The organism is Kribbella sp. NPDC051936, from assembly GCF_040680955.1.
Lineage (GTDB): Bacteria > Actinomycetota > Actinomycetes > Propionibacteriales > Kribbellaceae > Kribbella.
The window spans coordinates 373,636-399,225 of sequence record NZ_JBFAXS010000002.1; the positions used below are offsets into that span (position 1 = coordinate 373,636).

The 25,590-nt window shown below is 70.2% G+C and carries 24 protein-coding genes; 15 read left to right on the forward strand and 9 right to left on the reverse strand.

All coding sequences use genetic code 11. The features are described 5' to 3' along the window. Positions 1-28 precede the first annotated feature (28 nt). Positions 29-409 (forward strand): hypothetical protein, encoded by a 381-nt coding sequence (locus tag AB0L64_RS07370; protein WP_363708749.1) that lies wholly within the window; start codon positions 29-31, stop codon positions 407-409. A gap of 6 nt (positions 410-415) precedes the next feature. Here AB0L64_RS07370 and AB0L64_RS07375 read toward each other — a convergent pair whose 3' ends face one another. Next, positions 416-1,030: a maleylpyruvate isomerase family mycothiol-dependent enzyme gene (locus AB0L64_RS07375; RefSeq protein ID WP_363708751.1), complete on the reverse strand. Its 615-nt coding sequence runs from the start codon at positions 1,028-1,030 to the stop codon at positions 416-418. 85 nt (positions 1,031-1,115) lie between these two features. Here AB0L64_RS07375 and AB0L64_RS07380 point away from each other — a divergent pair, with 85 nt between their 5' ends. The 6 genes from AB0L64_RS07380 (at position 1,116) to AB0L64_RS07405 (ending at position 8,998) form a co-directional block, all read left to right on the forward strand. Then, positions 1,116-2,330: a helix-turn-helix domain-containing protein gene (locus tag AB0L64_RS07380; RefSeq protein WP_363708753.1), complete on the forward strand. Its 1,215-nt coding sequence runs from the start codon at positions 1,116-1,118 to the stop codon at positions 2,328-2,330. Positions 2,331-2,475: 145 nt separating this feature from the next. Further along, positions 2,476-4,356, forward strand: a complete 1,881-nt coding sequence (locus tag AB0L64_RS07385; RefSeq protein ID WP_363708755.1) for a PQQ-binding-like beta-propeller repeat protein — start codon at positions 2,476-2,478, stop codon at positions 4,354-4,356. Then, complete coding sequence (locus AB0L64_RS07390; protein WP_363708757.1) at positions 4,353-6,299, forward strand: hypothetical protein; 1,947 nt, start codon at positions 4,353-4,355, stop codon at positions 6,297-6,299. Before AB0L64_RS07385 ends, AB0L64_RS07390 begins: the two co-directional genes overlap by 4 nt. Before the next feature lie 16 nt (positions 6,300-6,315). Then, on the forward strand, positions 6,316-7,548 hold the full coding sequence (locus AB0L64_RS07395) for a DegT/DnrJ/EryC1/StrS family aminotransferase (RefSeq protein WP_363708759.1): 1,233 nt from the start codon (positions 6,316-6,318) through the stop codon (positions 7,546-7,548). Beyond that, complete coding sequence (locus AB0L64_RS07400; RefSeq protein WP_363708761.1) at positions 7,545-8,273, forward strand: hypothetical protein; 729 nt, start codon at positions 7,545-7,547, stop codon at positions 8,271-8,273. Before AB0L64_RS07395 ends, AB0L64_RS07400 begins: the two co-directional genes overlap by 4 nt. Beyond that, positions 8,267-8,998 carry an amidohydrolase family protein gene (locus AB0L64_RS07405; RefSeq protein WP_363708763.1) on the forward strand — a complete coding sequence of 244 codons (732 nt, stop codon included), beginning with the start codon at positions 8,267-8,269 and terminating at the stop codon, positions 8,996-8,998. The genes AB0L64_RS07400 and AB0L64_RS07405 overlap by 7 nt, the downstream gene beginning before the upstream one ends. A 138-nt stretch (positions 8,999-9,136) precedes the next feature. On the opposite strand, the gene AB0L64_RS07410 is transcribed toward AB0L64_RS07405, so the two are convergent. The 4 genes from AB0L64_RS07410 to AB0L64_RS07425 form a co-directional block, all read right to left on the reverse strand. Next, positions 9,137-9,658: a GNAT family N-acetyltransferase gene (locus tag AB0L64_RS07410; protein WP_363708765.1), complete on the reverse strand. Its 522-nt coding sequence runs from the start codon at positions 9,656-9,658 to the stop codon at positions 9,137-9,139. A gap of 44 nt (positions 9,659-9,702) precedes the next feature. Then, complete coding sequence (locus tag AB0L64_RS07415; protein WP_363708767.1) at positions 9,703-10,041, reverse strand: hypothetical protein; 339 nt, start codon at positions 10,039-10,041, stop codon at positions 9,703-9,705. 72 nt (positions 10,042-10,113) lie between these two features. Next, a complete protein-coding gene (locus AB0L64_RS07420) occupies positions 10,114-10,989 on the reverse strand; it encodes a type II CAAX endopeptidase family protein (RefSeq protein WP_363708769.1) in 876 nt (291 codons plus the stop codon). A gap of 3 nt (positions 10,990-10,992) precedes the next feature. Beyond that, entirely contained in the window at positions 10,993-11,577 is a 585-nt protein-coding gene (locus AB0L64_RS07425) for a TetR/AcrR family transcriptional regulator (RefSeq protein ID WP_363708771.1), read from the reverse strand. 46 nt (positions 11,578-11,623) lie between these two features. Between AB0L64_RS07425 and AB0L64_RS07430 the strand changes: the two genes are divergently transcribed. Continuing rightward, positions 11,624-14,038, forward strand: a complete 2,415-nt coding sequence (locus AB0L64_RS07430) for a glycoside hydrolase family 3 C-terminal domain-containing protein (RefSeq protein ID WP_363708773.1) — start codon at positions 11,624-11,626, stop codon at positions 14,036-14,038. Positions 14,039-14,057: 19 nt separating this feature from the next. Here AB0L64_RS07430 and AB0L64_RS07435 read toward each other — a convergent pair whose 3' ends face one another. Continuing rightward, entirely contained in the window at positions 14,058-15,029 is a 972-nt protein-coding gene (locus AB0L64_RS07435) for a helix-turn-helix domain-containing protein (protein WP_363708775.1), read from the reverse strand. Positions 15,030-15,088: 59 nt separating this feature from the next. Between AB0L64_RS07435 and AB0L64_RS07440 the strand changes: the two genes are divergently transcribed. Genes AB0L64_RS07440 through AB0L64_RS07450 form a run of 3 tightly spaced genes read left to right on the forward strand, consistent with a single transcriptional unit; the run spans position 15,089 to position 17,722 of the window. Further along, entirely contained in the window at positions 15,089-16,315 is a 1,227-nt protein-coding gene (locus AB0L64_RS07440) for a hypothetical protein (protein ID WP_363708777.1), read from the forward strand. Then, complete coding sequence (locus AB0L64_RS07445) at positions 16,254-17,069, forward strand: ABC transporter ATP-binding protein (RefSeq protein ID WP_363708779.1); 816 nt, start codon at positions 16,254-16,256, stop codon at positions 17,067-17,069. Before AB0L64_RS07440 ends, AB0L64_RS07445 begins: the two co-directional genes overlap by 62 nt. Continuing rightward, positions 17,066-17,722 (forward strand): hypothetical protein, encoded by a 657-nt coding sequence (locus AB0L64_RS07450; protein WP_363708781.1) that lies wholly within the window; start codon positions 17,066-17,068, stop codon positions 17,720-17,722. Before AB0L64_RS07445 ends, AB0L64_RS07450 begins: the two co-directional genes overlap by 4 nt. Here the strand turns inward: AB0L64_RS07450 and AB0L64_RS07455 are convergent, their stop codons facing one another. After that, entirely contained in the window at positions 17,723-18,781 is a 1,059-nt protein-coding gene (locus tag AB0L64_RS07455; protein WP_363708783.1) for a LacI family DNA-binding transcriptional regulator, read from the reverse strand. A gap of 4 nt (positions 18,782-18,785) precedes the next feature. Next, the gene (locus AB0L64_RS07460) at positions 18,786-21,143 is read right to left on the reverse strand and encodes a glycoside hydrolase family 3 N-terminal domain-containing protein (protein ID WP_363708785.1); all 2,358 of its coding nucleotides are present in this window, start codon (positions 21,141-21,143) and stop codon (positions 18,786-18,788) included. A gap of 257 nt (positions 21,144-21,400) precedes the next feature. Between AB0L64_RS07460 and AB0L64_RS07465 the strand changes: the two genes are divergently transcribed. The 3 genes from AB0L64_RS07465 to AB0L64_RS07475 all read left to right on the forward strand — a co-directional run bounded on the left by AB0L64_RS07465 (position 21,401) and on the right by AB0L64_RS07475 (position 24,583). Further along, complete coding sequence (locus AB0L64_RS07465) at positions 21,401-22,765, forward strand: extracellular solute-binding protein (protein WP_363708787.1); 1,365 nt, start codon at positions 21,401-21,403, stop codon at positions 22,763-22,765. 83 nt (positions 22,766-22,848) lie between these two features. Further along, the gene (locus AB0L64_RS07470; protein ID WP_363709797.1) at positions 22,849-23,691 is read left to right on the forward strand and encodes a sugar ABC transporter permease; all 843 of its coding nucleotides are present in this window, start codon (positions 22,849-22,851) and stop codon (positions 23,689-23,691) included. A gap of 1 nt (position 23,692) precedes the next feature. Continuing rightward, the gene (locus AB0L64_RS07475; RefSeq protein ID WP_363708789.1) at positions 23,693-24,583 is read left to right on the forward strand and encodes a carbohydrate ABC transporter permease; all 891 of its coding nucleotides are present in this window, start codon (positions 23,693-23,695) and stop codon (positions 24,581-24,583) included. On the opposite strand, the gene AB0L64_RS07480 is transcribed toward AB0L64_RS07475, so the two are convergent. Further along, entirely contained in the window at positions 24,580-24,936 is a 357-nt protein-coding gene (locus tag AB0L64_RS07480) for a DoxX family protein (RefSeq protein ID WP_363708790.1), read from the reverse strand. The genes AB0L64_RS07475 and AB0L64_RS07480 overlap by 4 nt on opposite strands. 74 nt (positions 24,937-25,010) lie before the next feature. Between AB0L64_RS07480 and AB0L64_RS07485 the strand changes: the two genes are divergently transcribed. After that, a complete protein-coding gene (locus AB0L64_RS07485) occupies positions 25,011-25,586 on the forward strand; it encodes a TetR/AcrR family transcriptional regulator (protein ID WP_359923812.1) in 576 nt (191 codons plus the stop codon). The last annotated feature ends 4 nt before the right edge of the window (positions 25,587-25,590 follow it).

Here is a 25,590-nt window from a genome sequence, read left to right on the forward strand (position 1 = left end):
TGTTCCTCTGACCAGAACGGGAATCCCGATGCGCCGCCGCCTCGCCGACTTCGTCGGCAAGCTCACGAACGGCCGCTGGGTGCGGATCGCCTCCCTGCACATGCCGCCACCGCGCTGCCAGACCGGTGTCGGGAGCCCGAACGACCGGATGTCCGGCAGCGTGGTCGACTTCGTCCAGCGGACCGACATGTTCACGGTCCTCGGCGCCGACTGGAACAAGACCGTCGACGACGACCCGAACGAGATCGGCCGTCGCTCCGGACTCGAGCCCAACGGCCCCGACAGCGGTGACCGCATCGACGGCTTCCTGTACTCACCGCAGCTGAGCAGCTGCTGCATGACGCAACTCGGGCAGGTGAGCGACGGTCACCAAGCGGTCCAGCTCAAACTCACGGTCTCCACGCCGTGACCCCGCTCAGAGCCAGGGAGGGAGCGACTGCGCGGGAGTGCCGTCCGGGCTGACGATATCGGCGTACGGACGACCGGACAGGTACGCCGCGAGCTCGGGCAGGGGCCCGCGGACCTCGGGTACGTCGCCGCGCTGCGTGCGGATGTCCTCGCACAGCGCCTCGAGGAAGTCCGGCGGAAGATCGGCGAACGTCAACCCGACGCCGAGGTCGACCGCGTGGATCATCACCTCGCGGGACCGCATCCACGGGATCTTCGTCGCCGGGACCGGAACGCCTTGCGCGGTCCGGATCGCGGCCTGCCACTGCGCGTCGGTCAGGGTCGCCATCGACGCGTTCAGCCAGGCGGACGACGCGTCGAACCAGGACCGCAGTTCGTCGGCCGACCGCGACGTACCGGCTTCGATGTCGGCGTTGCGCGCCGCGGCGGACGGGTACATCGGCCGCTCCTTGCCGGTGCGCGCCCACTCGACCAGGTTGCCGAGCGCTTCGGCGTTGAGCGACAGGTGCGCGGCCACGTGCCGCCGTGACCAGCCCGGTAACAGCGACGGGGCCTCCAGGTCACCCAGTGCACTCCGGCACAGCGCCGTACCCTCGTCGATCCACTCCAGCACGCGCTTCATCAGGCGAACGTAGCCCACGTCGGCGCGGGTTCTTGCAGCGGTGGGGTCTTGTGGTGAGACTGGCCCGCATGAAGGGGGCCCGCGCATGGTGACGACGATCGGCGTAGTAGGACCGTCGGACCTGGTCACCTCCACCAGCAGGATCATCAAGGGACTGCGTGGCGTCGAGGTGGTCCCGCTGCGGTACCGCCGGGAGACCGACACACCCAAGGTGATGGCCGACGCACCGGGCAGTGTCGACGCGTGGCTCTTCACCGGTGTCGTCCCGTACCAGATCGCCGCCGCGCAGGACCTGCTGGACCGCCCGGCCGCCCACGTCGAGTACACCGGCGCGACCTTGATGCGCGCCCTGGTGCAACTGCTCCGCGACGGGCAGGACGTGACCTCGCTCAGCATCGACGTCCTCGACGAGGCCGACGTCCGGGAGACCTTCGACGAGGTCGGGCTCCCGATGCGCGGCGTGCAAGTATTGCCGTACCGGCCCGGGCTGAGCCTCGACGAGATCGTGGCGTTCCACCAGGAGGCCGGCGCGACCGTCGCGATCACCTGTCTGCGGACGGCGTACGAGAAGCTCCGGACCGAGCAGACCACGCTCCGCCTGGCGCCCTCGGTGCATTCGGTCCGCGCCGCGGTGAACCGGCTGCTCCTCGTCCACGACGCTCTGCGCAGTGACGATGCGCAGATCGCGCTCGGTCTGGTGGAGATCTCCCCGGACGCCGAGACCGCGCTCCGGCGCGAGGCCGGGTCGCTCGGCGGCAGCGTGATCCGCTACGACGACAAGCGCTGGCTCGTGGTGGCGACCCGCGGACCGCTCGAGCAGGCGACCGCGGCGTTCACCGAGCTCGGCATGCTGACCCGGCTGAAGGAGCAGTTCGGGCCGGTCCGGATCGGGTTCGGCATCGGCGGGTCCGGGACCGAGACCGAGGCCTTGGCCCGCCGCGCGCTCGGCCGGGCGAAGACGGCCGGCCGGACCGCGGCCGTGGTGTCGCTGCGCAACGACATCGATCTCGTGCTGGTCGGCGGCGCGGCGCCGCGGGCCCAGCAGCGCTCGAAGCTGCAACTGCTCGCCCAACGCGCCGGTCTCTCGAAGGCCACTCTCGAGCGGCTGCAGGAGCTCGTCCACTCCACCCCGGACGAGGGGCTGACCACGCGCTCGGTCGCCGACTACCTCGGTATCCAGCCGCGGACCGCGCGCCGCGTTCTCAACCGGTTGGAGCGCGCCGGCCTGGCCGACGCCACCGGCACCCAGCTCGGCACCGGCAGCGGCCGCCCGCTCGTCGTTTATCGCGTTCATCTCTGATTATTTCTCAGGCGGTTGACGCACTGACGCACGTCCGGCTAATTTCAGCCATGACCGTAATTCGGTGCGTACTGTCCCGGGAGGCCTTGTGGACAAGCGATTCGCACGGGGATTGATTGCTCTACTGGTCAGCTGCGCAGGATGGATGAGCGTTTCCGCTCCAGCCGGCGCCACGATTCCGGTCGGGACCGAAACCCCGACCGTGGCCAGCCTCGGTCCGGCGTCCGCCGTGACCTCGACCAGCGTCGCCGAGCAGGTCGGCGACCGGATCTGGACCATCACGTCCGGCGTCTCGCCTGTCCAGGTCGGCGCGTTCGACCCGGTCGGCAGGACCGTCGACCGCAAGTTCTCGCTGCCGACCGGCGCCGGGGCCTGGGCGATGACCCACCTCGGCACCGACCTGTACATCGGCCTCTACACCCCCGGTGACGTCTACAAGGTCGACACCACCACCGGCACCGCCGCCAAGGTCGCGCAGTTCGGCTCGTTCATCTGGTCGCTGGCCGCGACGCCGGACGGCAAGATCGTCGCCGGCACCTACCCCGACGGAGCCGTCCACGAGTACGACCCGGCGACCGGCGCCACCAGGTCGTACGGGGCGGCCGTCGCCGGCGAACAGTATGTGCGCAGCATCGCTGCCGACGCCACCACGATCTATGCGGGTGTCGGGACGAAGGCGCACCTGATCGCCATCGACCGCGCGACCGGCGCCCGCCGCGACGTCCTGCCGGCCAAGTACGCGGACCGCACGTTCGTCGCCACGCTGGCGCTCGACGGGACGAAGCTCGCCGCGAGCCTGTCCCCCACCGGCACGATGCTGGTCTACGACACCGCCGATCTGAGCAACCCCGTCGAGGTCCAGACCCCGGGCGGCGACCAGTACATCACCGCGATCACGATCGACGGCCCGGACATCTACCTCGGCACCCGCCCCTCCGGCACCCTCTACAGGTACCGCGAGAACGCGCTGACGCGCCTGGGTTCGCCGTACGACGGGGCCTACTTCAACCGGATCTTCGTCGACGGCGCCGCCCTACGGGCCGAGCTGACCAGCCAGGTCGTCGACTTCGACGAGGCGAGCGGGACCTTCACCGGCACCGATCTCGGTCAGGCCGGTCTGCCGCCCGCGCCCGAGCAGGCGATGGCGATCGCCGCCACGCCGACGTCCGTCCTGGTCAGCGGCAAGGCCGGTGTCCAGGTGCACGACCTCGCCACCGGCGACAGCAGCCGCACCTTCCTGCCCGGCGAGGCGAAGACCATGACCCCGGTCGGGAACAGCGTGTACCTGGGCGTCTACACACTGGCCCGGCTCTGGCAGATGCGGCCCGACGGCACCGGCCTGCACGAGCTCGGCCAGATCGGCAACGAGCAGACCCGCCCGACCGACGCCGCGTACGACGACCGCTCGGGGACGTGGCTGATCTCCACCGAGCCCGACTACGGCAAGTACGACGGCACGCTCGTCGAGCAGCATCTGGACAGCGGCGCACGCGAGGTGCACCGCGGCGTCGTACCGCACCAGTCGGTGCGCTCGGTGACGACCGCGGACGGGATCGCGTACCTCGGCGGCGCGACCCGCAACAGCCTCGGCACCGACCCGATCCTCCCCGAGGCCACCGTGGTCGCCTTCGACCCGCGCCGCAACCGGGTGCTGTGGGAGTCGGCCGCACTGCCCGACGCACAGACGTACAGCGATCTCGTGCTCTATCGCGGCCGTCTGTACGCGACGACCGACGACGGCCGCCTCGCCGTCATCGATCCAGCCACCGGCAAGCTCGTCGGCAGCGCGACGCTCGGCACCGGCCAGAGCCGGCTGACGATCGCCCGCTCCGGCCTGTACGGCACCGACAACAAGCGCGTCTTCAAGGTCACGTCGAACCCGACGGGCGCTCCGACGGTGAGCACCGTGGTCGACGGCCTGGCCGCGCAGATCTACAGCTACCCACTCATCACCACCTCGTCGACGGGTGACGCCCTGTACACGATCAAGGGCCGTGACCTCGTCCGGATCGGCGGACTCCGATGATCATCTCCCGACGTACCGCGCTCGCCGGCGCGCTGGCGACCGGCGCGGTCACCGCTCTCCCCACCACCGCCCACGCGGAGGACAGTCCCATCGACGGATCCACGCTGCCCACCTCCGGTCCCGCGGTCGTCACGGCCGCCGTCGTCGCGATGGCGGTGCACAACGGCCACGCCTACGTCATCAGCCGCGGCATCGTGCCGCCGCGGCTGACCGAGATCGACCTGACCACCCGGCGCGTCACCAGGACGGTCGAGCTGCCGACCGGCGAGGGCGGCTGGGGCATCACCGTTGCCGCGGGCAAGGTGTACGCCGGTCTGTACCCGACCGCCGACGTCTACTGTTTCGACCCGGCCGACGGGTCCGTCGTCCACGTCGGGGCCCTGGCCGGTCCGGGCGGCTTCGTGTGGGACATGACGACGGCGCCCGACGGGCAGGTGTTCGCGGTCAGCTACCCGAACGGTGCGGTCTGGCAGATCGATCCCACGACGAACGTCCCCACCCGGCTCGGCGCCCCGGTGGCCGGCGCGCAGTACGGCCGGTACGTCGGGGCCGCGGGCAACCACGTGTACGCCGGGATCTACACGCCGGCGCAGCTGGTCGGATACGACCGCGGCACCGGCGTCTTCCGGGATCTCACGCCCGAGGCGTTCCGCGGCCAGACCTTCGGCCCGGTCACCGGCGCCGGCGACCGGCTCTACGTGGGCACCGGCCAGGCCCTGCTGACCATGGCCCTCGACGGCACCGACGTACGGAGCGTGCCGCTGCCCGCGGGCGAGTCGAGCGTCGACGCGATCACCGTCGCCGCGGACGGTACGGCATACCTGACCACCCGGACCTCCGGGACCGTGTGGTCGTGCGGGCCGCAGGACACCAGCCTCACCGCGGTCGCGACCCCGGCGCCGGCGGACGAGCACCGCCGGCTCGTGATGCTCGACCCGGCCACACTGCTCGGCTCGACCGGGTCCGGCGTGCTCTGGTGGCTCGACGTCGGAACGGGTGAGTTCGAGCTGCTCGACCTCGTCGACGCCGGGTTCACGCCCGCGCCCGACAAGCCGCAGTCGATCATCACCGGCGACCCGCACCTGTACGTCGGCGGGCACTGGGTGGTCACCGAGCACGCGATCGACACCGGCGCGACCCGCCGGATCCGGGTCGCCGGCGAGGCCAAGACGCTGACCTGGGTGCAGGGCGAGCTGTACTCCGCCCTGTACCCGAGCACCGAGGTGGTCCGGATCAACCCGCGCACCAAGGAGGTGCACAGCTTCGGGCCGATCGGGCACGAGCAGATCCGTCCCTGGCAGGCGGCGTACGACGCGAAGTCGAAACTGCTCGCGATCGCCTCGGCGCCGGGCACGGGCAAGCTCACCGGCGCCCTCACGCTGCTGGACATCCGCACGGGCGAGCTGGACGTGCACTACGGCGTGCTCCCCGACCAGAGCGTAATGACGGTCGCCGTCGTCGACGGCATCGCCTACCTCGGCGGCGACGTGGTCGGCGGCGGTGGCATCACCCCGACCCGCACCTCGGCGGCGATCGCGGCCTTCGACCTGTGCCGCCGGGAGCTGCTGTGGACCGTCGAGCCGCTCGCCGGGGAGCGCTCCCTGCAGAGTGTCGCCGTCCACGACGGTGTCCTGTACGGCGTGCTGAAGCGGACCAGCGGCGCGTGGTTCACGTACGACCTGCGAACGCGCGCTGTCGTGCGCGGCGCGAACAAGCTCTCCGGCTACGGTCAGATCCACACCGACCGGACCGGCGTCTACTGTGAGACGAACTTCGGCGGGAACCTGTACCAGCTGGGTCCGGGGCTCAGTACGGCGAAGCTGCTCGTGAACAAGCTCGGCGACGGGTGGTACACCGTGCCGCAGCTGACCCCGGTGCGCGGCGCCCGGCACAGCGTCTGGGGCCTGTCCGACCGCGATCTCGTCCAACTGCCGTTGCCGTAAGCAAAGGATTTGTGTGATGGAGAACAGCCAGCTCGCCCGCGACGGCGGGACGCCGGTGCGCACCGAGCCGCTGCCGTCGGTGATGAACGCCAGCGGCCGGCGCTTCGGCGACGACGAGGTCAAGGCGGTCGAGCGGGTGCTGCGCAGCGGCATGCTCTCGGCCACCTGGGGCACCGAGGTGCCCGCGCTCGAGCTCGAGTTCGCGTCCCTGCTCGGCGCCGGGCACGCGGTCGCGTGCAGCTCGGGGACGGCGGCCCTGCACCTGGCCGTCGCGGCGGTGAACCCGGAGCCGGGCGACGAGATCATCACCACGCCGATCAGCGACATGGGCACGGTGTTCCCGATCATGATGCAGAACGCCGTCCCGGTGTTCGCGGACGTGGACCCGGTCACCGGGAACCTGACGCCGCAGACCGTGGCGGCCGCAATCACGCCGCGGACCAAGGCCGTGATCGTCGTCCACCTGTTCGGCAAGCCGGCCGCGGTCCGGGAGTTGCGCGAGCTCTGCGACCGGCACGGGATCCTGCTGATCGAGGACTGCGCGCAGGCGTACCTCGCCCCGGTCGGCGACAGCTACGTCGGCCGGATCGGTCACATCGGATGCTTCAGCCTGCAGCAGACCAAGCACATCAGCGCCGGTGACGGCGGGCTGGCGGTGACCGACGACGCGCAGCGGGCCCGCCGGATGCGGCTGTTCGCCGACAAGGGCTGGCCGCGCGACACCGACGAGCGGACCTACCTCTTCCTCGCGCTCAACTACCGGATGACCGAGCTGGTCGCCTCGGTCACCCGTGCCCAGCTGACCAAGTTGCGCGGCGTCGTGCAGGATCGCCGTGCGGCGGCCGCGCGCCTGTCCTCCGCGATCGAGGACCTGACCGGGGTGACGGCACCGCGGGACGGTGGCGACCACGTGTACTGGCAGTATCCGCTGATCATCTCCCCGGAGGCAGGCGACATGCGGGAATGGGCCGCCGCGCTGACCGCCGAGGGTGTGCCCGCGAACGGCGGCTACCTGACCAGCCCGCTGTACGCCGCGCCGGCCGTCCGCGAGCGGATCACGTACGGTCGTTCCGGGTTCCCGCTGCAGGACGTCTCGTACCCGGCCGGCCTGTGCCCGAACGCCGAGGAGCTGATCGAGCGCCGGCTGCTCGTCCTCGGCTGGAACGAGAACTACACCGACTCCGACGTCGACGACATCGTGGCCGCGATCCGCAAGGTCCACCGTGCCCTGTCCCGGAAGGAATCATGACCGACACTCCCCTGCTGCTCGACTGCGACGTCCTGGTCGGGCACGACGTGACGACTGGCCGCTGGGGGCGGCCCGAGAACGTCGCGAAGGTGTTCACCGACAGCGGGATCTCCGGCGGTGCCGTGGCCGCGCTGCGCGCGGTGCACTTCGACGTACCGTCCGGGAACGACGAGGCCCGGCAGGTTGCCGACGGCAACGGGTGGACGACGTGCCCGGTGCTCGACCTGCGGGACCCGCTCGGCGCGGAGAAGGAGCTCGAGCGGCAGCTGGCGAGCGACGCGCCGCCGCGGGCGATCCGGCTGGCGCCGACCGCCCAGAGCGTCGAACCGACGTACCCGGCCTTCGGCCACGTCGTGCAGCTGCTGGTGAACGCCGGGCTGACCATCTTCGTCGAGGGCGACGTCCGCAAGGTCGGGCCGGCGCTGCGCGGGCTCGGCGCCCGCGTGGTGTTCCTCGACACGCACTTCTACTACCTCGGCGACTTCGTGCTGCTGGCCCGCACCGAGCCCGGGTTCCACACCTCGACCCGGATGCTGACCGGGCCGGACTCGCTGGAGATCGTGGCCGCGGAGGTCGGCGCCGAGCGGCTCGTGCTCGGCTGCCGGACGCCGTTCCACGAGACCCGCTCGGTGATCCGCCGGCTGCTCACGTCCAAGCTCAGCGCCGACGAGATCGCCCAGGCCGGAAGCCGCAGCCTCACGACCCTGCTGGAGCCCGCATGCTGATCGACGTCCACGCGCACTGGGGACCGTGGTTCTTCTCGATGGACGTGGCGAGCATCGACACCAACATCGACGGACTCGACCGGTTCGGCATCGACCTCCAGCTGGTCTCCGCGATCGAGGCCATCGTGTACGACGCCCCGCTCGGCAACCGCTCGCTCGCCGCGCAACTCCCGGCCGATCCGCGGCTGCGCGGGATGGTCGTCGTCGACCCGCGCCGCCTGGACGAGGCCCGGACCGATCTCGACGAGCTGCTCGCCGGCGACGGGCGGACCCGGTGGGTCGGCGCGAAGATCCACAGCGAGTACAGCCGGACGCCGATCAGCTCCCCTGCGATGCAGGCGGCGATCGAGCTGACCACGGAGTACGGGCTGCCGACGCTGGTGCACACCTGGGGCGACACCGTCGTCGATCTCGCCGACGTCGCCGCCCGGGTGCCGGGGGCGCGGCTGCTGGCCGGCCACATGGGCGCGAACGGCTGGCCCCGGGTCCCCGAGGCCGCGGACCGCTCGGACCGGATCTGGTTCGAGCCCTGCTGGTCGGCGCCCGAGGCGAACCGGATCCGCTGGATCCTGGACCGGATCGGCCCCGGCCGGATGATGTTCGGCACCGACGCGACCCTGATCGACCCGTCGGTCGCGCTCGGCGCCCTGGAGGCGGCCGACCTGACGCCCGAAGAACACACCGCGGTCACCCACGCCAACGCCATCGCGCTGTTCGGCCTCTGACACCGCCGGGTTGCCCCTCTGCTCTCCGCCCTGTGCAACCTCGACAGGACGTATACGCCCACTCCCGCGATCGCACAGCGGGCGACCGACCGCATGGCCGCTGAGTGGGCGTATACGTCCTGTCGACCTTGCACGAAGTCATAGCGTGACGAACACGACGATGTCGTGTTCGGGCCCGCGGACCTCGGGTTCCCGCCAGCCGACGTGGCGGTAGAAGGCGATCGCGGAGTGGTTCTGGTTCCAGGCGAGGAGCCAGGCTCGGGGGTGTTCGCGGGTGGCGGCTTCCAGGAGCCGGCGGGCGAGGCCGGTGCCGCGGGCGTGCTGGAGCACTCCTAGCTCGTCCACCTCGAACGCGCCGATCAGCAGCTCCTCCACCTGCTCGGCACCGAGCCGGTCCAGGACACTGCCGTACGACCGGTCGGTGCGGAACGGCGCCGGCGTCGTCCAGCCGGTCACGAACCCGGCGATCCGCCCGTCCGCCGACCGCTCGACCCACGCCTGGAACCCGTCCCGCTCCGCGTCGGACCCGAGCCGCGTGCGGAACGCGGCCGCGGTCGCCCCGGGATCGCGGTGCTCGAACGGCGGCGCGGTGAACACCTCGACGTACGCCGTCGTCAGCTCGTCCGCGATCTCCAGGATGTCCCGCCCATACGTCTGCACCGCTCCAACCTACTGATGGAGCGGTGCGTCCTGCGGGGACCGTGTCAGCTGGTCGTCGCGGCCGCCGACTCGAGATCCGCGGGTGTGCTCTCCGCGACCGTCGGCGGTGTGCCGGTGGTCATCGAGCCCGGCGCCGCCGCGATCGTCTCCAGCTCGCCGCGGAACTGCGGGAGCATCCAGCGCAGCGGCTGGTCGAGAACGCGGGCGATGGCGGCCTCGTCGACCTTCAGCAGCGCGCCGATCCGGGCGAGCGCGTCCGGCTCGTCGGTGGCGGCGTACAGCAGGTGGACGACCTCGTGCCGGTGCGCGAACACGGCGAGTGCCGCGGCCGCCAGGCCGGCGTCGATTTCGGGCGGACTGGTGATTTCCCCGTTGACTGTCACGACACCAACAACCCGTCGGGGCCCTGATCGGTTACGACCGGGCCTTGACAGTTGACCAATGCTCAACAGCCGTCAGCTGGGCAGCCAGGACACTTTGCCGAGTAGATACGTGGCGCCGATGAGCGCGGCGGTGTCGATCAGGGCGTGCGCGACCACGAGCGGCATCACGCGGCCCCAGCGCCGGTACAGGTAGGTGAAGATCACGCCCATGATCACGTTTCCTGCGAATCCGCCGAGCCCCTGGTAGAGGTGGTACGAGCCGCGCACCAGTGCGCTGGTCGCGGTCGCCCGGCGCACCGACCAGCCGAGCTGGTCCAGGCGGTGGTTCAGGTAGCCGAGCACGATGACTTCCTCGAGGACGGCGTTCTGCGCGGAGACCGCGACCAGGATCGGGATCCGCCACCAGTAGTCCGGCAGTTGCGACGGGTCGACGGTCAGGTTCACACCGGTCGCGTGTGCACCGATGTAGAACAGCAGCCCCGCTCCGCCGACGGCAGCCGCGATCGTCGTCCCCCGGCCGAGGTCGCGCAGCCGGTCCCGCAGATCGAACCCGATCGTCCGGAACGACTCCCGGCCCCGCGCCAGGAAATGCCCGACCAGCGCCACCGGCACCAAGGCGGTCACCACCGCGAACACCTGCCACGCCAGATCCAGCCACGGCCGCCCAGGAGCCCGCGATCCGACGATCACCGCCGTCTGCCCGCTGATCGGCTTCGCCGACGTCAGTACACCGGCGAACGAGATGATCGCGGCCACCCCGGAGGCGCCGAGGGACAGCGCCAGCACGAGCCAGACCTCTTTCGTCAGCACCGACCGGGTGATGGCGGCCGGCTCGACAGGTGCTGCAGGTGCCGGAGTCGCGGCAGAGGTCCCGGACGCCGCCGAAGCTGCGGCTGGTGAACTGGCGAGTTCCGCCGGAGGGTCCTGGTCGTCGGCGGCACTCGTCATGGTTCAACTATCGCGCGTAGGTCCAGCCAGCAGGGTGAGCAGGTGGTCGAAGAGGTCGCCGGGGTCGGTGGACAGCTCGTACTGGGTCTGGATCTGGAGCCCGTCCGACAGCGCGATCAGGAGCGTCGCGATCGCGTCGGGATCGGCGGAGGGGTTGAAGGTGCCGGCGGACTGGCGGGCCCGGACTGCGTCGGCGAGGGCCTCCCGAATGCCGGCGTACCGCTCGACGAAGTACTCGTGCGAGCTGTGGTCGGGGTCGCCGGCCTCGGCGGAGAACGTCGAGTACAGCTGCACGAGCCCCGGCACCGACCGGTTGTGCCGGACGATCGTGGTCAGGTTGTCGATCGGATCGGCGGTCCCGAAGCGGCTCATGTCCGCCTCGTCCCGGGCCCGGAGCACCGCCTCGAAGAGCTGTTCCTTCGAGCCGAAGTAGTGCAGCATCCCGGCCTCGCTGAGCCCGGCCGCGGCGGCCAGCTCGCGCGTCGACGTCTTCCGGTAGCCGTGCCGCGCGATCACCTCCAGCGCCGCCCGCAGGATCTCGGCGCGCTTGGCCACACCCTTCGCGTACGGACCCCGGGAATTCGCCATGGCCAAAACCTAGCATCACTCGGTTTTCGCACGTAGCATCGGTGCCATGAACGTCGACGACCTGCTCGGCCGCCTCTCTCTGGAGGAGAAGGTCCGGATCCTGACCGGCCAGGACTTCTGGTCCACGCACGCGCTGCCCGCGATCGGGCTGCGCTCGATGGTGCTGTCCGACGGCCCGAGCGGCGTCCGCGGCGCGGTCTGGGACGAGCGCGACCCGTCGCTGAACCTCCCGTCCGCCACCGCGCTCTCGTCCTCCTGGGACCTCGGCATCGCGCATCGGTACGGCGTGGTGTCGGCCCTCGAGGCCCGGCGGAAGAACGTCGACGTCGTGCTCGGCCCGACGATCAACCTGCACCGCTCCCCGCTCGGCGGCCGGCATTTCGAGGCCTTCAGCGAGGACCCGGTGCTGACCGCGGACCTCGCCGCGGCGTACGTCGCCGGCGTGCAGGAGCTCGGTGTCGGCGCCACCCCGAAGCACTACGTGGCCAACGACTTCGAGACCGACCGCTTCACCGCGAACGTCGTGGTCGACGAGCGCACGCTGCGCGAGGTGTACCTGCTGGCCTTCGAGAAGGCGGTCACGCAGTCGAAGGCGTGGCTGGTGATGAGCGCCTACAACTCGATCAACGGCGCCACCGCGTCGGAGAACGAACTGCTCGAGACCCCGCTCAACACCGACTGGGGATTCGACGGTGTCGTCGTCAGCGACTGGACGGCGGTCCGGAGCGTGGAGAGCGCCAAGCACTCGCAGGACCTCGCGATGCCGGGGCCGGTCGGCGCCTGGGGCGACGCGCTCGTCGACGCCGTCCGGTCCGGCGAGGTCAAACAGGACGCGATCGACCGCAAGGTCCGCCGGATCCTCGCGCTCGCCGCCCGCGTCGGCGCCCTCGAAGGCTTCGAGAAGCCGGCCGATCCGCCGCAGATCGACGGCGTGGCCTTCGCCCGTACGGCGGCCGCGGAAGGCACCGTCCTGCTCCGCAACGAGGGCGCGCTGCCCTGGAGCGACGTACGCAAGCTCGCGGTCATCGGCCACAACGCGCGGGACGCCCGGACTCAGGGCGGCGGTAGCGCGACCGTGATCCCGGAGCAGGTCGTCTCGCCGCTCGACGGACTCCGCGCTGCTCTCCCCCACGCCGAGATCACCTATTCGATCGGCGCGATCGTCCAGGAAGGCGTGGCCGAGCTGCCGCCGGCGACCATGACCAACCCGGAATCAGGTCAGCAGGGCGCCCGCGTGCGGTTCCTCGGCGCCGACGCTGCCGAGCTGTTCGCGGAGGACCGGTTCTCCAGCGCACTCGTCTACCTCGGCGGCGACGCACCGGTCGTCGAAACCGCGACGTTCGAGTTCCGCACCACCTGGACACCGGCGGAGTCCGGCGCCGTCCGGCTCGGCTTCGCGTCGGTCGGCCACGGCCGGATCTTTGCCGATGGCAAGCTTCTCCGCGAGGACACCGCGGTGCCGGTCGGCAACGACCTCGGCGCCGCGATCCTGTCGCCGCCGTCGATCTCCACGCCGCTCGACGTGACCGCCGGAACGCCGGTCGACGTGCGCGTCGAGCTCGACCTGCACACGGCCGAGGGCGGCCTGGGCAACGCGCTCAGCATCACGGTCGGCGTCGAGCCGGCCGACGACGACCCGCAGGCCCTGATCGACGAAGCGGTCGCGGCGGCGCGCGCTGCGGACGTCGCACTCGTTGTCGTCGGCACCAACTCGAAGGTCGAGTCCGAGGGGTACGACCGGACCTCGCTCGCCCTCCCCGGTCACCAGGACGACCTGGTCCGCGCGGTGGCGGCGGCGAACCCGCGCACGGTCGTGGTCGTGAACGCGGGCTCGCCCGTTCTGCTCCCCTGGCGCGACGACGTCGCCGCGGTGCTGGCGACGTACTTCGGTGGTCAGCAGTACGGCGACGCGCTCGCCGACGTGCTGCTCGGCCGCGTCGAGCCGGGAGGTCGCCTCCCGACCACCTGGCCGCGGACGCAGGAGGACGTCCCGGTCATCGACGTGACCCCGAAGGACGGTGTCGTCCGGTACGACGAGGGTGTCCACATCGGGTACCGCGCGTGGCTCAAGGCCGGGACCGAGCCGGCGTACGAGTTCGGGCACGGGCTCGGCTACACCACCTGGGAACTGTCCGAGCTGCGGGCGAACGACCCGTCGTCCGTGGCGCTGACCGTGCGCAACACCGGCGACCGCGCCGGCAAGCACGTGGTCCAGGTGTACGTCGAACGTCCGGAAAGCACCGTCGACCGGCCGGTGCGCTGGCTGGCCGGGTTCGCCGTCGCCCGCCTCGACGCGGGTCAGGCCCGCGAGATCACGGTGCACCTCCACGAGCACACCTTCGAGCACTGGGCTGTCACCGACCACGGGTCGGGCTGGACGACCGAGCCCGGTGCCTTCACGATCCGAGCCGGCTCGTCGGTTTCGGACCTCCCGCTCTCCACGGAGCTCGAGATCCGTTAGCTGCCCGGCTGCACGAGCTTCATCGGGGCTCGGGGCGGTTCGACGCCGGTCGCCGGACGACCCGGCGGCCGGTGTCGGACTGCCAATACAGGACCGATCGGCCCGAGCGGCGGCGTTCGAGCAGCCCAGCGTCGGTCAGGACACGCAGGTGATCGGACACGGTGGCAAGCGACAGCCCCGTGGTCGCCACCAGCACGGTCGTGCTCACCGGTTCGGCCGCCTCGACGAGAATGCGGGCGCGGTTGCGGCCGAGGAGCTGGACCAGCGGTTCGTCGGGAGTCGCCGTGGTCGCGAAGATCCCGGTCACGGGGTACGTCAGCGCGAACCGGTCCGGCAACCGCCAACTCACGTTGACCTTCTGGGTGTGCGCGGCGATGAACATCAGGTCCCGGCCGCGTACGTCGGTCACCGGGTAGTCCCAGCGGTTGACCTGGATCCGCCCGTCGCCCAGCCACCGCACGTCGGGGCCGAGGCCGCGCAGCACACCGGACCACCCCTGCTCGCTGAGACGCGACGTCCGCGACACGACGTCGGCCTGCAGCACCCGCAACCGCCGCGGCCAGTCGGGCTCGACCGTCTCCTTCCACACCCAACGCAGCAACTCCGCGGCCTCCGCGGCAAGCCCGGACGCCTCGCTCAGCAGGGCCGGCACCGGCGTCCGTACGACGCTGAGATCGGCGCGGATGTGGGCGTCGTCGAGCGATGTCAGGTACTCGAGCTCCTCCTCGATCGTGAGATCGGGCTCGAGCGGCGGAACGGTCAGGAAGTCCGCGACCCAGCTCCGCCCGAACGCGCTGTCGACGAGCGCCGCCCACACCGGATCGGCGGCCACCGCGGCCTGGAACGCGGCGCTGTGCGTCTGCTTCCACGGCCGGAACCACGGCTCGACCGGCGCCCGCAGCAGCTTCAGCGCGGACACCGTCTCGGTGAGCTGCGACGTACCGAACCGCGCGTTCACCAGCGTGTCGGCATCGACCAGGAACTCGGACAAGGTTTCGCCTCCACCCGAAACTGTAGGTGACCCGCGGCCGCCGGTCGATGCTGCCGGGCATGGGCACCTACCGGGCGATCTTCGCCAACCCCGAGTTCCGGAACCTGTGGATCAGCAGCGCGCTGGGCAACGCGTCCTCGACCATGACCAGCCTGACGCTCGCGATCCTGGTCGATGCCGCGACCGGCTCCGCGTTGCTCGCGGCGGCCGTCATGTTCGGGCCGTCGCTCGCCCAGGTTCTCGGTGTCTCCACGCTGATGTCCGCCGCGGACACCGCGCGGCCCCGCCAGGTGCTCACGCTGCTCGCAGTGCTCTCGACCGTCGCGGTCGCCGTCCAGGCCGCGGCCGATCTGTCCGCCGGCCTCCGGCTCGTTCTGTCGCTCGCGGTCGCGTACGGGCTCTCGATCGGCGCCGGCGTTCGCTGGGGTCTGCTCGGCGAGGTGGTGTCGTCGGACGAGTTCGTGCTCGGCCGGTCGGCGATGAACCTGTCGGTCGGCGCGATGCAGATCGCCGGCTTCGGCGTCGCGGGCGTTCTCCTGCAGGCGGTCGGCCCGTCGACGGTGCTCTGGATCGCGACCGGATGCGCGGCGCTCGCCGTACCGGTCATCCGCTTCGGTCTGCACGACCGCGCACCGCGCCGGGTCGCGCGGACCGGCCTGGCCGAGACGTGGCGCGGCAACCGTACGCTGCTCGCCCAGCGCCGTACTCGTCCCCTGCTGCTCGCACTCACGCTCCCGAACGGCCTGATCGTCGGCTGCGAAGCCCTGTTCGTCCCGTACGCCGGTTCGCGCGCCGGTTGGCTGCTGGCCGCCGGAGCCGCCGGCATGATGACCGGCGACCTCGTCGTCGGCCGCTATCTCAGCTGGCAGCGGCGCCGCAGCGTGGCGCACTGGCTGCGCTTCCTGCTCGCCGTACCGTTCCTGGGCTTCGCGTTCGATCTCCCTCTCGCGGTGCTCTGCATCTTGGTCGCGGTCGGCAGCAGCGGGTACTCCGCATCGCTTGCACAGCAGGAGATCCTCGTCGACCTCACGCCACCCGAGATGCGTGGTCAGGTCCTCGGGCTGGAGTCCGCGCTCCGGATGACGACGTTCGGCGTGACGGCGATCCTGGCCGGCGCGCTCGCCGACCTGACGGCGGCCGCGCCGGTGATGACAGCCTTCGCGGTCGCGTCCCTGCTGGTTTCCGTCGCCCTGAGTAGACCGTTGGCCCGGATAGGCTCGCCGCATGGAAGTGGTCCGGCTGCGGAAGGTCTCCAAACGGTACGGGCGTCGGGAGATCCTCGCTGACGTCGACCTGGGCCTCGACGCCGGCGAGCTGCTGGCCCTGGTCGGTGCGAACGGCTCGGGCAAGTCGACGGTACTGCGGCTGCTGGTCGGCCTGTCGCAACCGTCCGCCGGGACGGTGCAGCGCAACGCCCGCGTCGTCAGCTACGTGCCCGACGTGTTCACGTCCCACGATCGGCTGTCGGCGTCGGCGTACCTGCGGCACATGGGCCGGATCCGCGGACTCAGCACGAGAGCGGCGCGCGACCGGTCGCTCGAGCTGCTCGACCGGCTCGCGCTCGCGGGCGGTGCGGACACCCCGATGCGGAAGCTGTCGAAAGGCAACGCGCAGAAGGTCGCGCTGGCGCAGGCGTTGCTCGATCCGCCGCAGCTGCTCGTCCTCGACGAGCCTTGGGCCGGACTCGACGCCACCGCCCACTCCACGCTGCGCGAGCTGCTCACCGAGGCCGCCGAGCAGGGCGCCGCGGTCGCGTTCACCGAGCACTCCGCCGACGTCGTCCGTTCGACCGCGACCCGGGTCTGCGAGCTCGACCGCGGCCGGTTGACCACCGTGCACCGGCCGGCCGACCTCACCGAACTCCACCTGATCCCCGGCGCCGGCCTCGACTGGGATCACCACCCGGACGTGCTCGACGTACGGCGTACCGATGCCGGCGTCGTCCTGCTGCTGCCGACCGGCCGTCACGACGCCGCCCTGCTCACCGCGCTGAACCACGGCTGGTCGGTCGTCACCGTGCGGCAGGTGAAACCCGAGTGAGCGCGCTCTACCGCTACCTGCTGACCAGCGTCCTGCTCTCCCAGCGGTACCTGCCGCCGACGCTGATCTTCCTCGCCGCGATGGCAGTCGGTACGACATCCGACAGCGGGCCGCTGCAGTCGTCGTACGCGTTCTGCGTGCTCGCGATGCTCGTCTGCACCACCTGGCTCGCCGTCAGCGTCGTGAACCACGAGGATCCGACGCAGCGCAAGATCACCGTCGTGACGGTCGGCAGCTCGTTGCGCGTCCTGACGGCCACGGTCGCCGTCGTCGTCACCTGGTGCGTGCCCCTGCTGGTGATCGGTCTCGTCTACCCGATCGTCACCGGCAAGCACACCGTCACCGCCGCGGACCTCGCCGTCGGCGCCGCGGCACAACTCGGGGCGGCGATGACCGGGATCGCGATCGGCCTGCTCTGCTCGCGTCTCGTCGTCGCGCGGATCGGCGTCGCGATGCTGACCGCGGCAGCCGCGATCCTCGCCGTCCTGCTGGTCCGCTGGATCTCGCCGATCCGCCCGATCATGACCGTGCTGTCCGACGAGAAGCCCGCCGGCGCCAACGCCGTACCGCTGACGCTGCTCGCCGTCGTCTCGGCGATCCTGCTGACCGCCGCCGTGCTCGCGACGAAGGTGCTCGCCGACCGGAAGGAATGATCAGGACGCCGCGACCGACGACAGCCCGTGCGGGGCGGCCGAGCCACGGATGATCAGCGTCGTGGCCAGCTCGACGTGATGCGACGCGACCGGCTCCCCCGCGGCGAGCTGCAGCGCGGTGCGGACCGCGACCGCGCCCATCTCGCGCAGCGGCTGCCGGACCGTGGTGAGCGGCGGCGAGGCGAGCCTGGAGACCTCGGTGTCGTCGAAGCCGACCACACTGAGATCCTCCGGTACCCGCAGGCCGCGCGCCCGCGCCGCCTCCAGGATCCCGAGAGCGACCTCGTCGCTGCCCGCGAAGATCGCGGTCGGCCGGTCCGGCAGGTCGAGCAGCTTGGTACCGCCGGCCAGCCCGTCCTCGTACAGGAAGTCGCTCATCCAGAGGTACTCGGCCGGTACGCCGGCGCCGACCGACTCCATCGCGCTGCGGTAGCCGCTCAGCCGGGCCTGGTTGCAGCCGGACGTCGGCGGACCTCCCACGTAGCCGATCCGGCGGTGGCCGAGGGACAACAGGTGCTGCGCCGCGGCCATCCCGCCGGCGAAGTTCGTCGAACCCACGCTGATCACGTCGGGCTCCGGGGTGTTCGCGGGGTCGATGACCACCAGCGGCAACCTCGCCCGGGCCAGCGCTGCCAGGTCGGCGGCAGACAGCTCGCTGGTGACACCGATCGCGGCCAGCCGGCTGCTGGCGGTCAGCTGCCGGATCCAGCCCGCCGCGCGGCCCGCGGTCGCGCCGCCGCTCGCGGTCGGCGGATGCTTCGGATGCGAGGTCAGCACGACGTCGACGCCGGCTGCCTGACCGGCCTCGACCACGCCCTGGATCACCTCGACCGAGTAGGCGTTGACGACGCCCTGGTAGAACAGCTCGATCGTCTCCCGTTGCACCGTGTCCGGGCGGCGCCCGACGTACCCGTGCTTCTCGAGGACCTCCTGGACCCGTGCGCGGGTCGCCGACGACACGTCGCTGCGCCCGTTCAGCACCTTGGAGACCGTGGCGACCGAGACCCCGGCCGACCCGGCCACGGTGGCCAGGGTGACGCGACCCTTCAACCGCGACATCTCATCACCCTCCTCCAGGGTCCTCGCTGATCGTCACCGGGGTGGTCAGCACCCGGTCGTGCCCGACTACCCTCACATCCCCGGTGATCCGCAGCATCGCACGACACGGCAGGTCGAGCGACGACGTGCCCACCATCACTTCGACGTCACCCGGCTCGACGATCCGCCGCAGGGCGGGATCCGTGTACGCCGTGCGGTCGGCGTGCACCCGGAACGTGACGTCGGCCGCCTGTCCCGGCGCGAGCGACACCCGGGCGAACCCGGTGAGCAGCTTCAACGGCCGGGCGACCCGGGCGACGACGTCGCGCAGGTACAGCTGCACGACCTCGTCGCCGCCCCGGTCGCCCGTGTTCGTCACCCGTACCGTGGCGGTGAACTCGCCGTTGCTGCCGATCTCCGGCACGCTCAACCGGAGATCGGCGACCGTGAAGTCCGTGTACGACGCGCCGTACCCGAACGGATAGAGCGGCCTCGTCTCGAGCCCGCTGATGCCCGCGCTCTCGACACTCCCGAGCGCCGGCTGCAGGTACGTGCCGGGCTGGCCGCCGACGTGCCGCGGGATCTGCACCGGCAGCTTCCCGCTCGGCACGATCCGCCCGCTCAGCACACCCGCGATCGCCGCGCCGCCTTCCTGCCCCGGGATGAACGCCTGCACCAGCGCCGCCGCGCGATCGGCGTACTCGCCGAGCGCGTACGGCCGCCCCGACACCACCACGAGCACGACCGGCTTGCCGGTCTCCAGCAACGCGTCGAGCAGCTCACCCTGGATCCCGGGCAACCGAAGGTCCTCGGCGTCGCACCCTTCCCCTGAGGTCCCGTGCCCGAACAGACCCGACAGATCACCGACGAACGCCACCGTCAGCTCACAGTCCTCGGCCAGCGCGACAGCTTCCGCGAACCCGGAACGATCCGCGCCGGTCACGTCACAGCCCTTGGCGTACGACACATTCGGCAGCTCGTTGCGCAAGGCCTCCAACGGCGTGGTGATGGTGATCCCGAGTCCCCGCTCGGGGTACCGCGGCAGCACGTGGTTCGGGAACGCGTAGCAGCCCATCAGCGTGCGTGCGTCGTCGGCGCACGGTCCGACGACCGCGACCTTGGTGGGGGCGGCGATCGGGAGTACCGAACCCGCGTCGAGAAGAACCACCGATTTCTCGGCCAGCTCGGCGGCGACCGCCCTGTTCGCGTCCGAGTCCAGGTCGACGCCCTCGGCCTGGACCGAGCGCTCCGGGGTCCAGTCCTCGTCCAGCAGGCCGAGTTGCACCTTCTGCAGCAGCACGCGCCGCGCCGCGCGGTCGACCAGGTCCTCGGAGACCTCACCGGCCTTCACCTTCTCCAGCAGGCCGGCGTACCCGATCGTGTCCGGGAGTTCGACATCCGTGCCGGCCGTCAGCGCCAGCGCGCCGGCGGCATCGTCGTCCGCGGCCACCCGGTGCATCGACGCGAGGAACGGCACCGCCCAGTAGTCCGAGACGACCGTCCCCTCGAAACCCCAGTCGTCGCGCAGGACGTCGGTGAACAGCCACGGGTCCGCGCTCGCGGGCAGGCCGTCGAGGTCGGAGTACGAGCTCATCACCGACCCGGCGCCGGCCGTCGCGATCGCGGTCTCGAACGTCGGCAGGATGATGTCCAGCAGCTCCCGGCGTCCCATCGACACCGGCCCGTGGTTCCGCCCGGCCCGCGAGGCGGAGTACCCGGCGAAGTGCTTCAGTGTCGCGATCACACCACCGCTCTGCAGACCGCGCACGTACGCCGAGCCCAGCATCGCCACCAGGTAAGGATCCTCGCCCATCGTCTCCTCGACACGCCCCCACCGGTAGTCGCGCACGACGTCCAGCACCGGCGACAGTCCCTGGTGCACACCGACCGCGGCCATGTCCCGCCCGATCGCCGCCGCCATCCGCTCGACCAGCCCCGGGTCGAACGTGGCGCCCCAGGCGATCGAGGCCGGGTAGACCGTAGCGCCGTACGTCGTGAACCCGGTGAGGCACTCCTCGTGGACGATCGCGGGCACGCCGAGCCGTGAGCCCTTCAGCACCACCTCGTGCTGCCGGATCACCTCGGCGACGCCCTGCTCGACCGTCTGCGGGTAACTGCCCCAGACGCGGGTCAGATGGCCGAGCCCCTCGCGACTGGCGTCCTCCAGCGACAGCGAGCCGCCGACCGAGAACACGTCCTCCATCGGCGCGACGTTGATCGTCTCGTCCGCGGGCAGCTCGGTGTCGGCCATGTCGTTACCGGCCCAGCGACTGCCGAGCTGCGCGATCTTCTCCTCCAGGGTCATCGCCGCCAGCAGCAGGTCCGCCCGCTCCGCGGCCGGCCGCGCCGGGTCGCGCCAGGGCCGCTCAGTGTCGATGGACAAGAAAATCTCCCTTGATGAACATTCGTTTCGGTGAGCAATTATCGAAAACTTTTCGATACTCTCCGTTCGATCCGGCGAGTGCGCTCCGGCGGCTGAATCGCCTGCGCAACAGGGGATTGCGTGACCTTACTGTGACCCCAAACTGGGGTTAGTTCAAGTCTTGACAGCACTATCTCCGAAATCTATGTTTCGAAAACAAGTCATATCGGCAGGTGCTTCCGCAACCTGTGGGGGCAGCACGGACGACGGAGATCACTGTGGATCCCAACACGACATCCCGGCGGACCTTCCTGGGTCTCGTCGGTGGCGGCGCACTCGCTGCCGGCCTCGCCGCGTGCGGCAGTTCCGGCCCGACGAGCACGCCGGGGTCGACCACCGGGGCCAGCGGCAACGCCGGCAGCGGGGCGACGTACTGGTTCCTCACCGGCCAGCCGCAGCAGGGCATCCGGGAGGCGCAGGTCAAGCGGTTCAACGACGCGAACCCGAACACCAAGATCAAGACCACCGAGTTCCAGAACGACGCGTTCAAGCAGAAGATCAAGACCGCCATCGGCGCCGGCCAGGGCCCGACGCTGATCTGGGGCTGGGGCGGCGGCGGCCTGAAGAGCTACGTCGAGGCCGGCCAGGTCGAGGACCTGACCGACTGGTTCAACAATGAGCAGGCCGACCTGAAGAACTCGATCTTCCCGTCCGCCTTCACCGCGGCGACCGTCAACGGCAAGCTCTACGCGATTCCGGGCGAGACGGTGACGCCGATCGTGCTGTTCTACGACAAGCGCTCCTTCGAGAAGATCGGCGCGCAGCCCCCGCAGTCCTGGGGCGACATCATGGATCTGGTGCCGAAGTTCAACGAGAAGGGCATCGCGCCGTTCTCGCTCGGCGGCCAGTCGCGCTGGACGAACATGATGTGGCTGGAGTTCCTGTTCGACCGGATCGGCGGCGCCGAGGTCTTCCAGAACATCTTCGAGGGCAAGAAGGACGGCTGGTCCGACCCGTCCGCGATCAAGGCGCTCGAGGAGATGCAGAAGCTGATCAAGGCGAACGGCTTCGTCAAGGGCTTCTCCTCGATCACCGCCGACTCCAACGCCGACCAGGCGCTGCTCTACACCGGCAAGGCCGCGATGATGCTGCACGGCGCCTGGACCTACGGCAACATGAAATCGTCTGGTGGCGACTTCGTGACCGGCGGGCACCTCGGCTACATGAACTTCCCGCCGGTCGACGGCGGCAAGGGCGACCCGAGCGACACCGTCGGCAACCCGGGGCAGTACATGTCGATCTCCTCCAAGGCCAGTGCCGCCGACAAGGAGACCGCGAAGAAGTTCATCGCCAACAACACCCTCGACGACGCGACCGTGTCGGAATGGGTGAAGTCGGGCAACATCCCGGTCGTGAAGAGCGCGAAGGACAAGCTCTCCACGATCACGGACAAGAACGACTCCGCGTGGCTGAACTTCGTCTACGACACCGCGGCGAACGCGAAGAACTTCGCGCAGTCCTGGGACCAGGCGCTCAGCCCGACCCAGGCCGAGACGCTGCTCGACAACATCGCGAAGCTGTTCCAGCTGTCGATCTCGCCGCAGCAGTTCGCCACCAACATGAACGCGGTGATCGGCCAGTGACGGCGACCGCTCCGCCCGTAGCGCCGGAAGCAGTGCGTAACAGGCCCACGTCCGGCGTCGGGCGGAGCGGTCCGGTGACGTGGATGGTGCTGCCGGCGCTGGTGCTGTTCATCGTGTTCGGCGTCGTCCCGCTGGTCGGCGTCCTGGTGCTGAGCTTCACCACCTGGGACGGTCTCGGCGCGATCACCCCGGCCGGGATCTCCAACTGGAAGTCCGTGCTCAACGACCCCCAGTTGCCGCACACCATCCTGGTGACCTTCGAGATCATGATCTTCTCGTGGCTCGTGCAGACGCCGATCAGCCTGCTGCTCGGCGTGTTCCTCGCCGGCCGGCAGCGGTACCGCGCGTTCCTCGCGGTGCTCTACTTCATCCCGCTGCTGCTCAGTTCGGCCGCGATCGCGATCACCTACAAGGCCCTGCTCGACCCGAACTTCGGACTCGGCCCCGGTCTGCACCTGGACTTCCTCACCCAGGACTGGCTCGGCAACAGCACCCTCGCGGTCGGTGTGGTGATCTTCATCGTGTCCTGGCAGTTCATCCCGTTCCACTCGCTGATCTACCAGGGCGGCGTCCGGCAGATCCCGACCACGATGTACGAGGCGGCGGCGATCGACGGCGCCGGCCGGATCCGGCAGTTCTTCAGCATCACCGTGCCGCAACTGAAGTACACGATCATCACCTCGTCGACGTTGATGGTGGTCGGATCGCTGACCTTCTTCGACCTGATCTTCGTCCTCACCGCGGGCGGACCCGGCGACGCCACCCGGGTGCTCGCCCTCGACATGTACAAGCGGGGCTTCATGTCCAACCAGATGGGCCCGGCCAGCGTGATCGCGGCGATGATCGTGCTGCTCGGCCTGGCGCTCGCCCTGTTGCTACGCCGGCTCGGCGGCAGTACGACGGCCAGCCAGCAGGAAGGTGCGTGAGATGGCAGTGGCAACGAGCAGCACCAGTACGACCGCGCGGCCGGTGAGCCGGCGCCCGAGCCCTGCCCACAAGCTGCTCCGACTGAACTGGTTCGGCGGCCTCGCGGGCTGGATCTGGCTCGGGATCGTGCTGGTCCCGCTGTACTGGATCGTCGTCACCAGCTTCAAGGACCAGAGCGCGTACTTCAGCCAGAACCCGTTCGCGCTGCCGTCCGCGCCGACGACGAACAACTACAAGCTGGTCATCGAGTCCGACTTCCCGCGGTACTTCCTGAACAGCGTGATCGTCACCATCGGCACGATCCTGCCCGCGGTCGCGATCTCGTTCATGGCGTCGTACGCGATCATCCGCGGGGCTGGCAGCCGTTTCCTGGCCGGCGTCAACGGCATGTTCCTGATGGGACTGGCAATCCCGCTGCAGGCGACCATCATCCCGGTCTACCTGCTGATCATCCGGATGCAGCTGTACGACAGTCTGCTCGCGCTGATCCTGCCGTCGGTCGCGTTCGCGATCCCGCTGTCGGTGCTGGTGCTGTCGAACTTCATCCGCGACGTCCCGAAGGAGCTCTTCGAGTCGATGCGGGTCGACGGCGCGACCGAATGGGGCATGATGACCAAACTCGCCCTGCCGCTCACCCGGCCGGCGCTCGTCACGGTCAGCATCTACAACGGACTCGGCGTCTGGAACGGTTTCCTGCTCCCGCTGATCCTGACCCAGAGCCCCGACAAGCGCACCCTGCCCCTCGCACTGTGGACCTTCCAAGGCCAGTACAGCGTGAACGTCCCGGCCGTCCTCGCCTCCGTCGTCCTTACCACCCTGCCCATCGTCATCCTCTACGCCGTCAGCCGCCGCCAACTCCTCAGCGGCCTCACCGCAGGCTTCAGCCGCTAGATTCTTCTGCTCCGGGGACGGGTCGCCCACGACGCGAGCGCCAGGACGGCGAACGCGGCGGGGGCGATCATCCCGGCGTACTCGTGTGCGGCGGCGTTCGAGGCCGCCGCGCCGGTCATGTTGATCAGCACGCCGGCGTACGCCCATTCCTTCAGCCGCGGCAACCGCGGTACGGCGATCACCACCGCGGCAGCGAGTTTCGCCGTACCGAGGATCGTGGCCAGGTAGCTCGGATACCCGAGATCGATCAGCATCGGGTAGAACGGCGCCATCCGGAACAGGTCCATCGCACCGCCGACCGCACACTCCGCCACGACGATCGAGGTCGCCGTCCAGTACGTCGCGGTCCTCATCGCGATCACCTTCTATCGAAACGGACCCGTACTCTTCGCTAACGGTACGATAGCGTTTCGATGGAGGTGGATCAATGGTCTCGCGGGGAGATGGCGCGCGGCAGCGGATGCTGACCGCCGCGCTCGACGTACTGGACGAATCCGGGCTGGCGGGATTCACCATGGAGGCCGTGGCGCGGCGGGCCGGTGCGAGCAAAGCCACGCTGTACCGGCGGTGGCCGACCACCGGCGCGTTGCTGGTGGACGCGATGGATGCGACCTACCGGCCGTTTCCCACGCCGGACACCGGGTCGGTGACCAAAGACGTCGCGGAGATCCTGACCGCGTTCGTGTTGCTGCTCGAACGGACACCGTTCCCGCGGCTGCTGGCGGCGTTCATCGATGCCGCCGAACGCGATCCCGCTCTCTCGAAGCTCCACACCGATCTGACCAACCGGCGCCGCGAACCGCTGCTCACGGTCCTGCAGCGTGGCCGGGACCGCGGCGAACTTCCTGCCGACACCGATCCTGAGCTCACCACGGATCTGCTCACCAGTCCGTTCTTCTACCGTCACTTCGTCGCCCACCGCCCCATCCCCCGCCGGATGGTCACCGATGTCATCGCGAGGGTGCTGAATCCGGGCCGTGTTCGTGGCCTCACGGACTGCTAGCCTC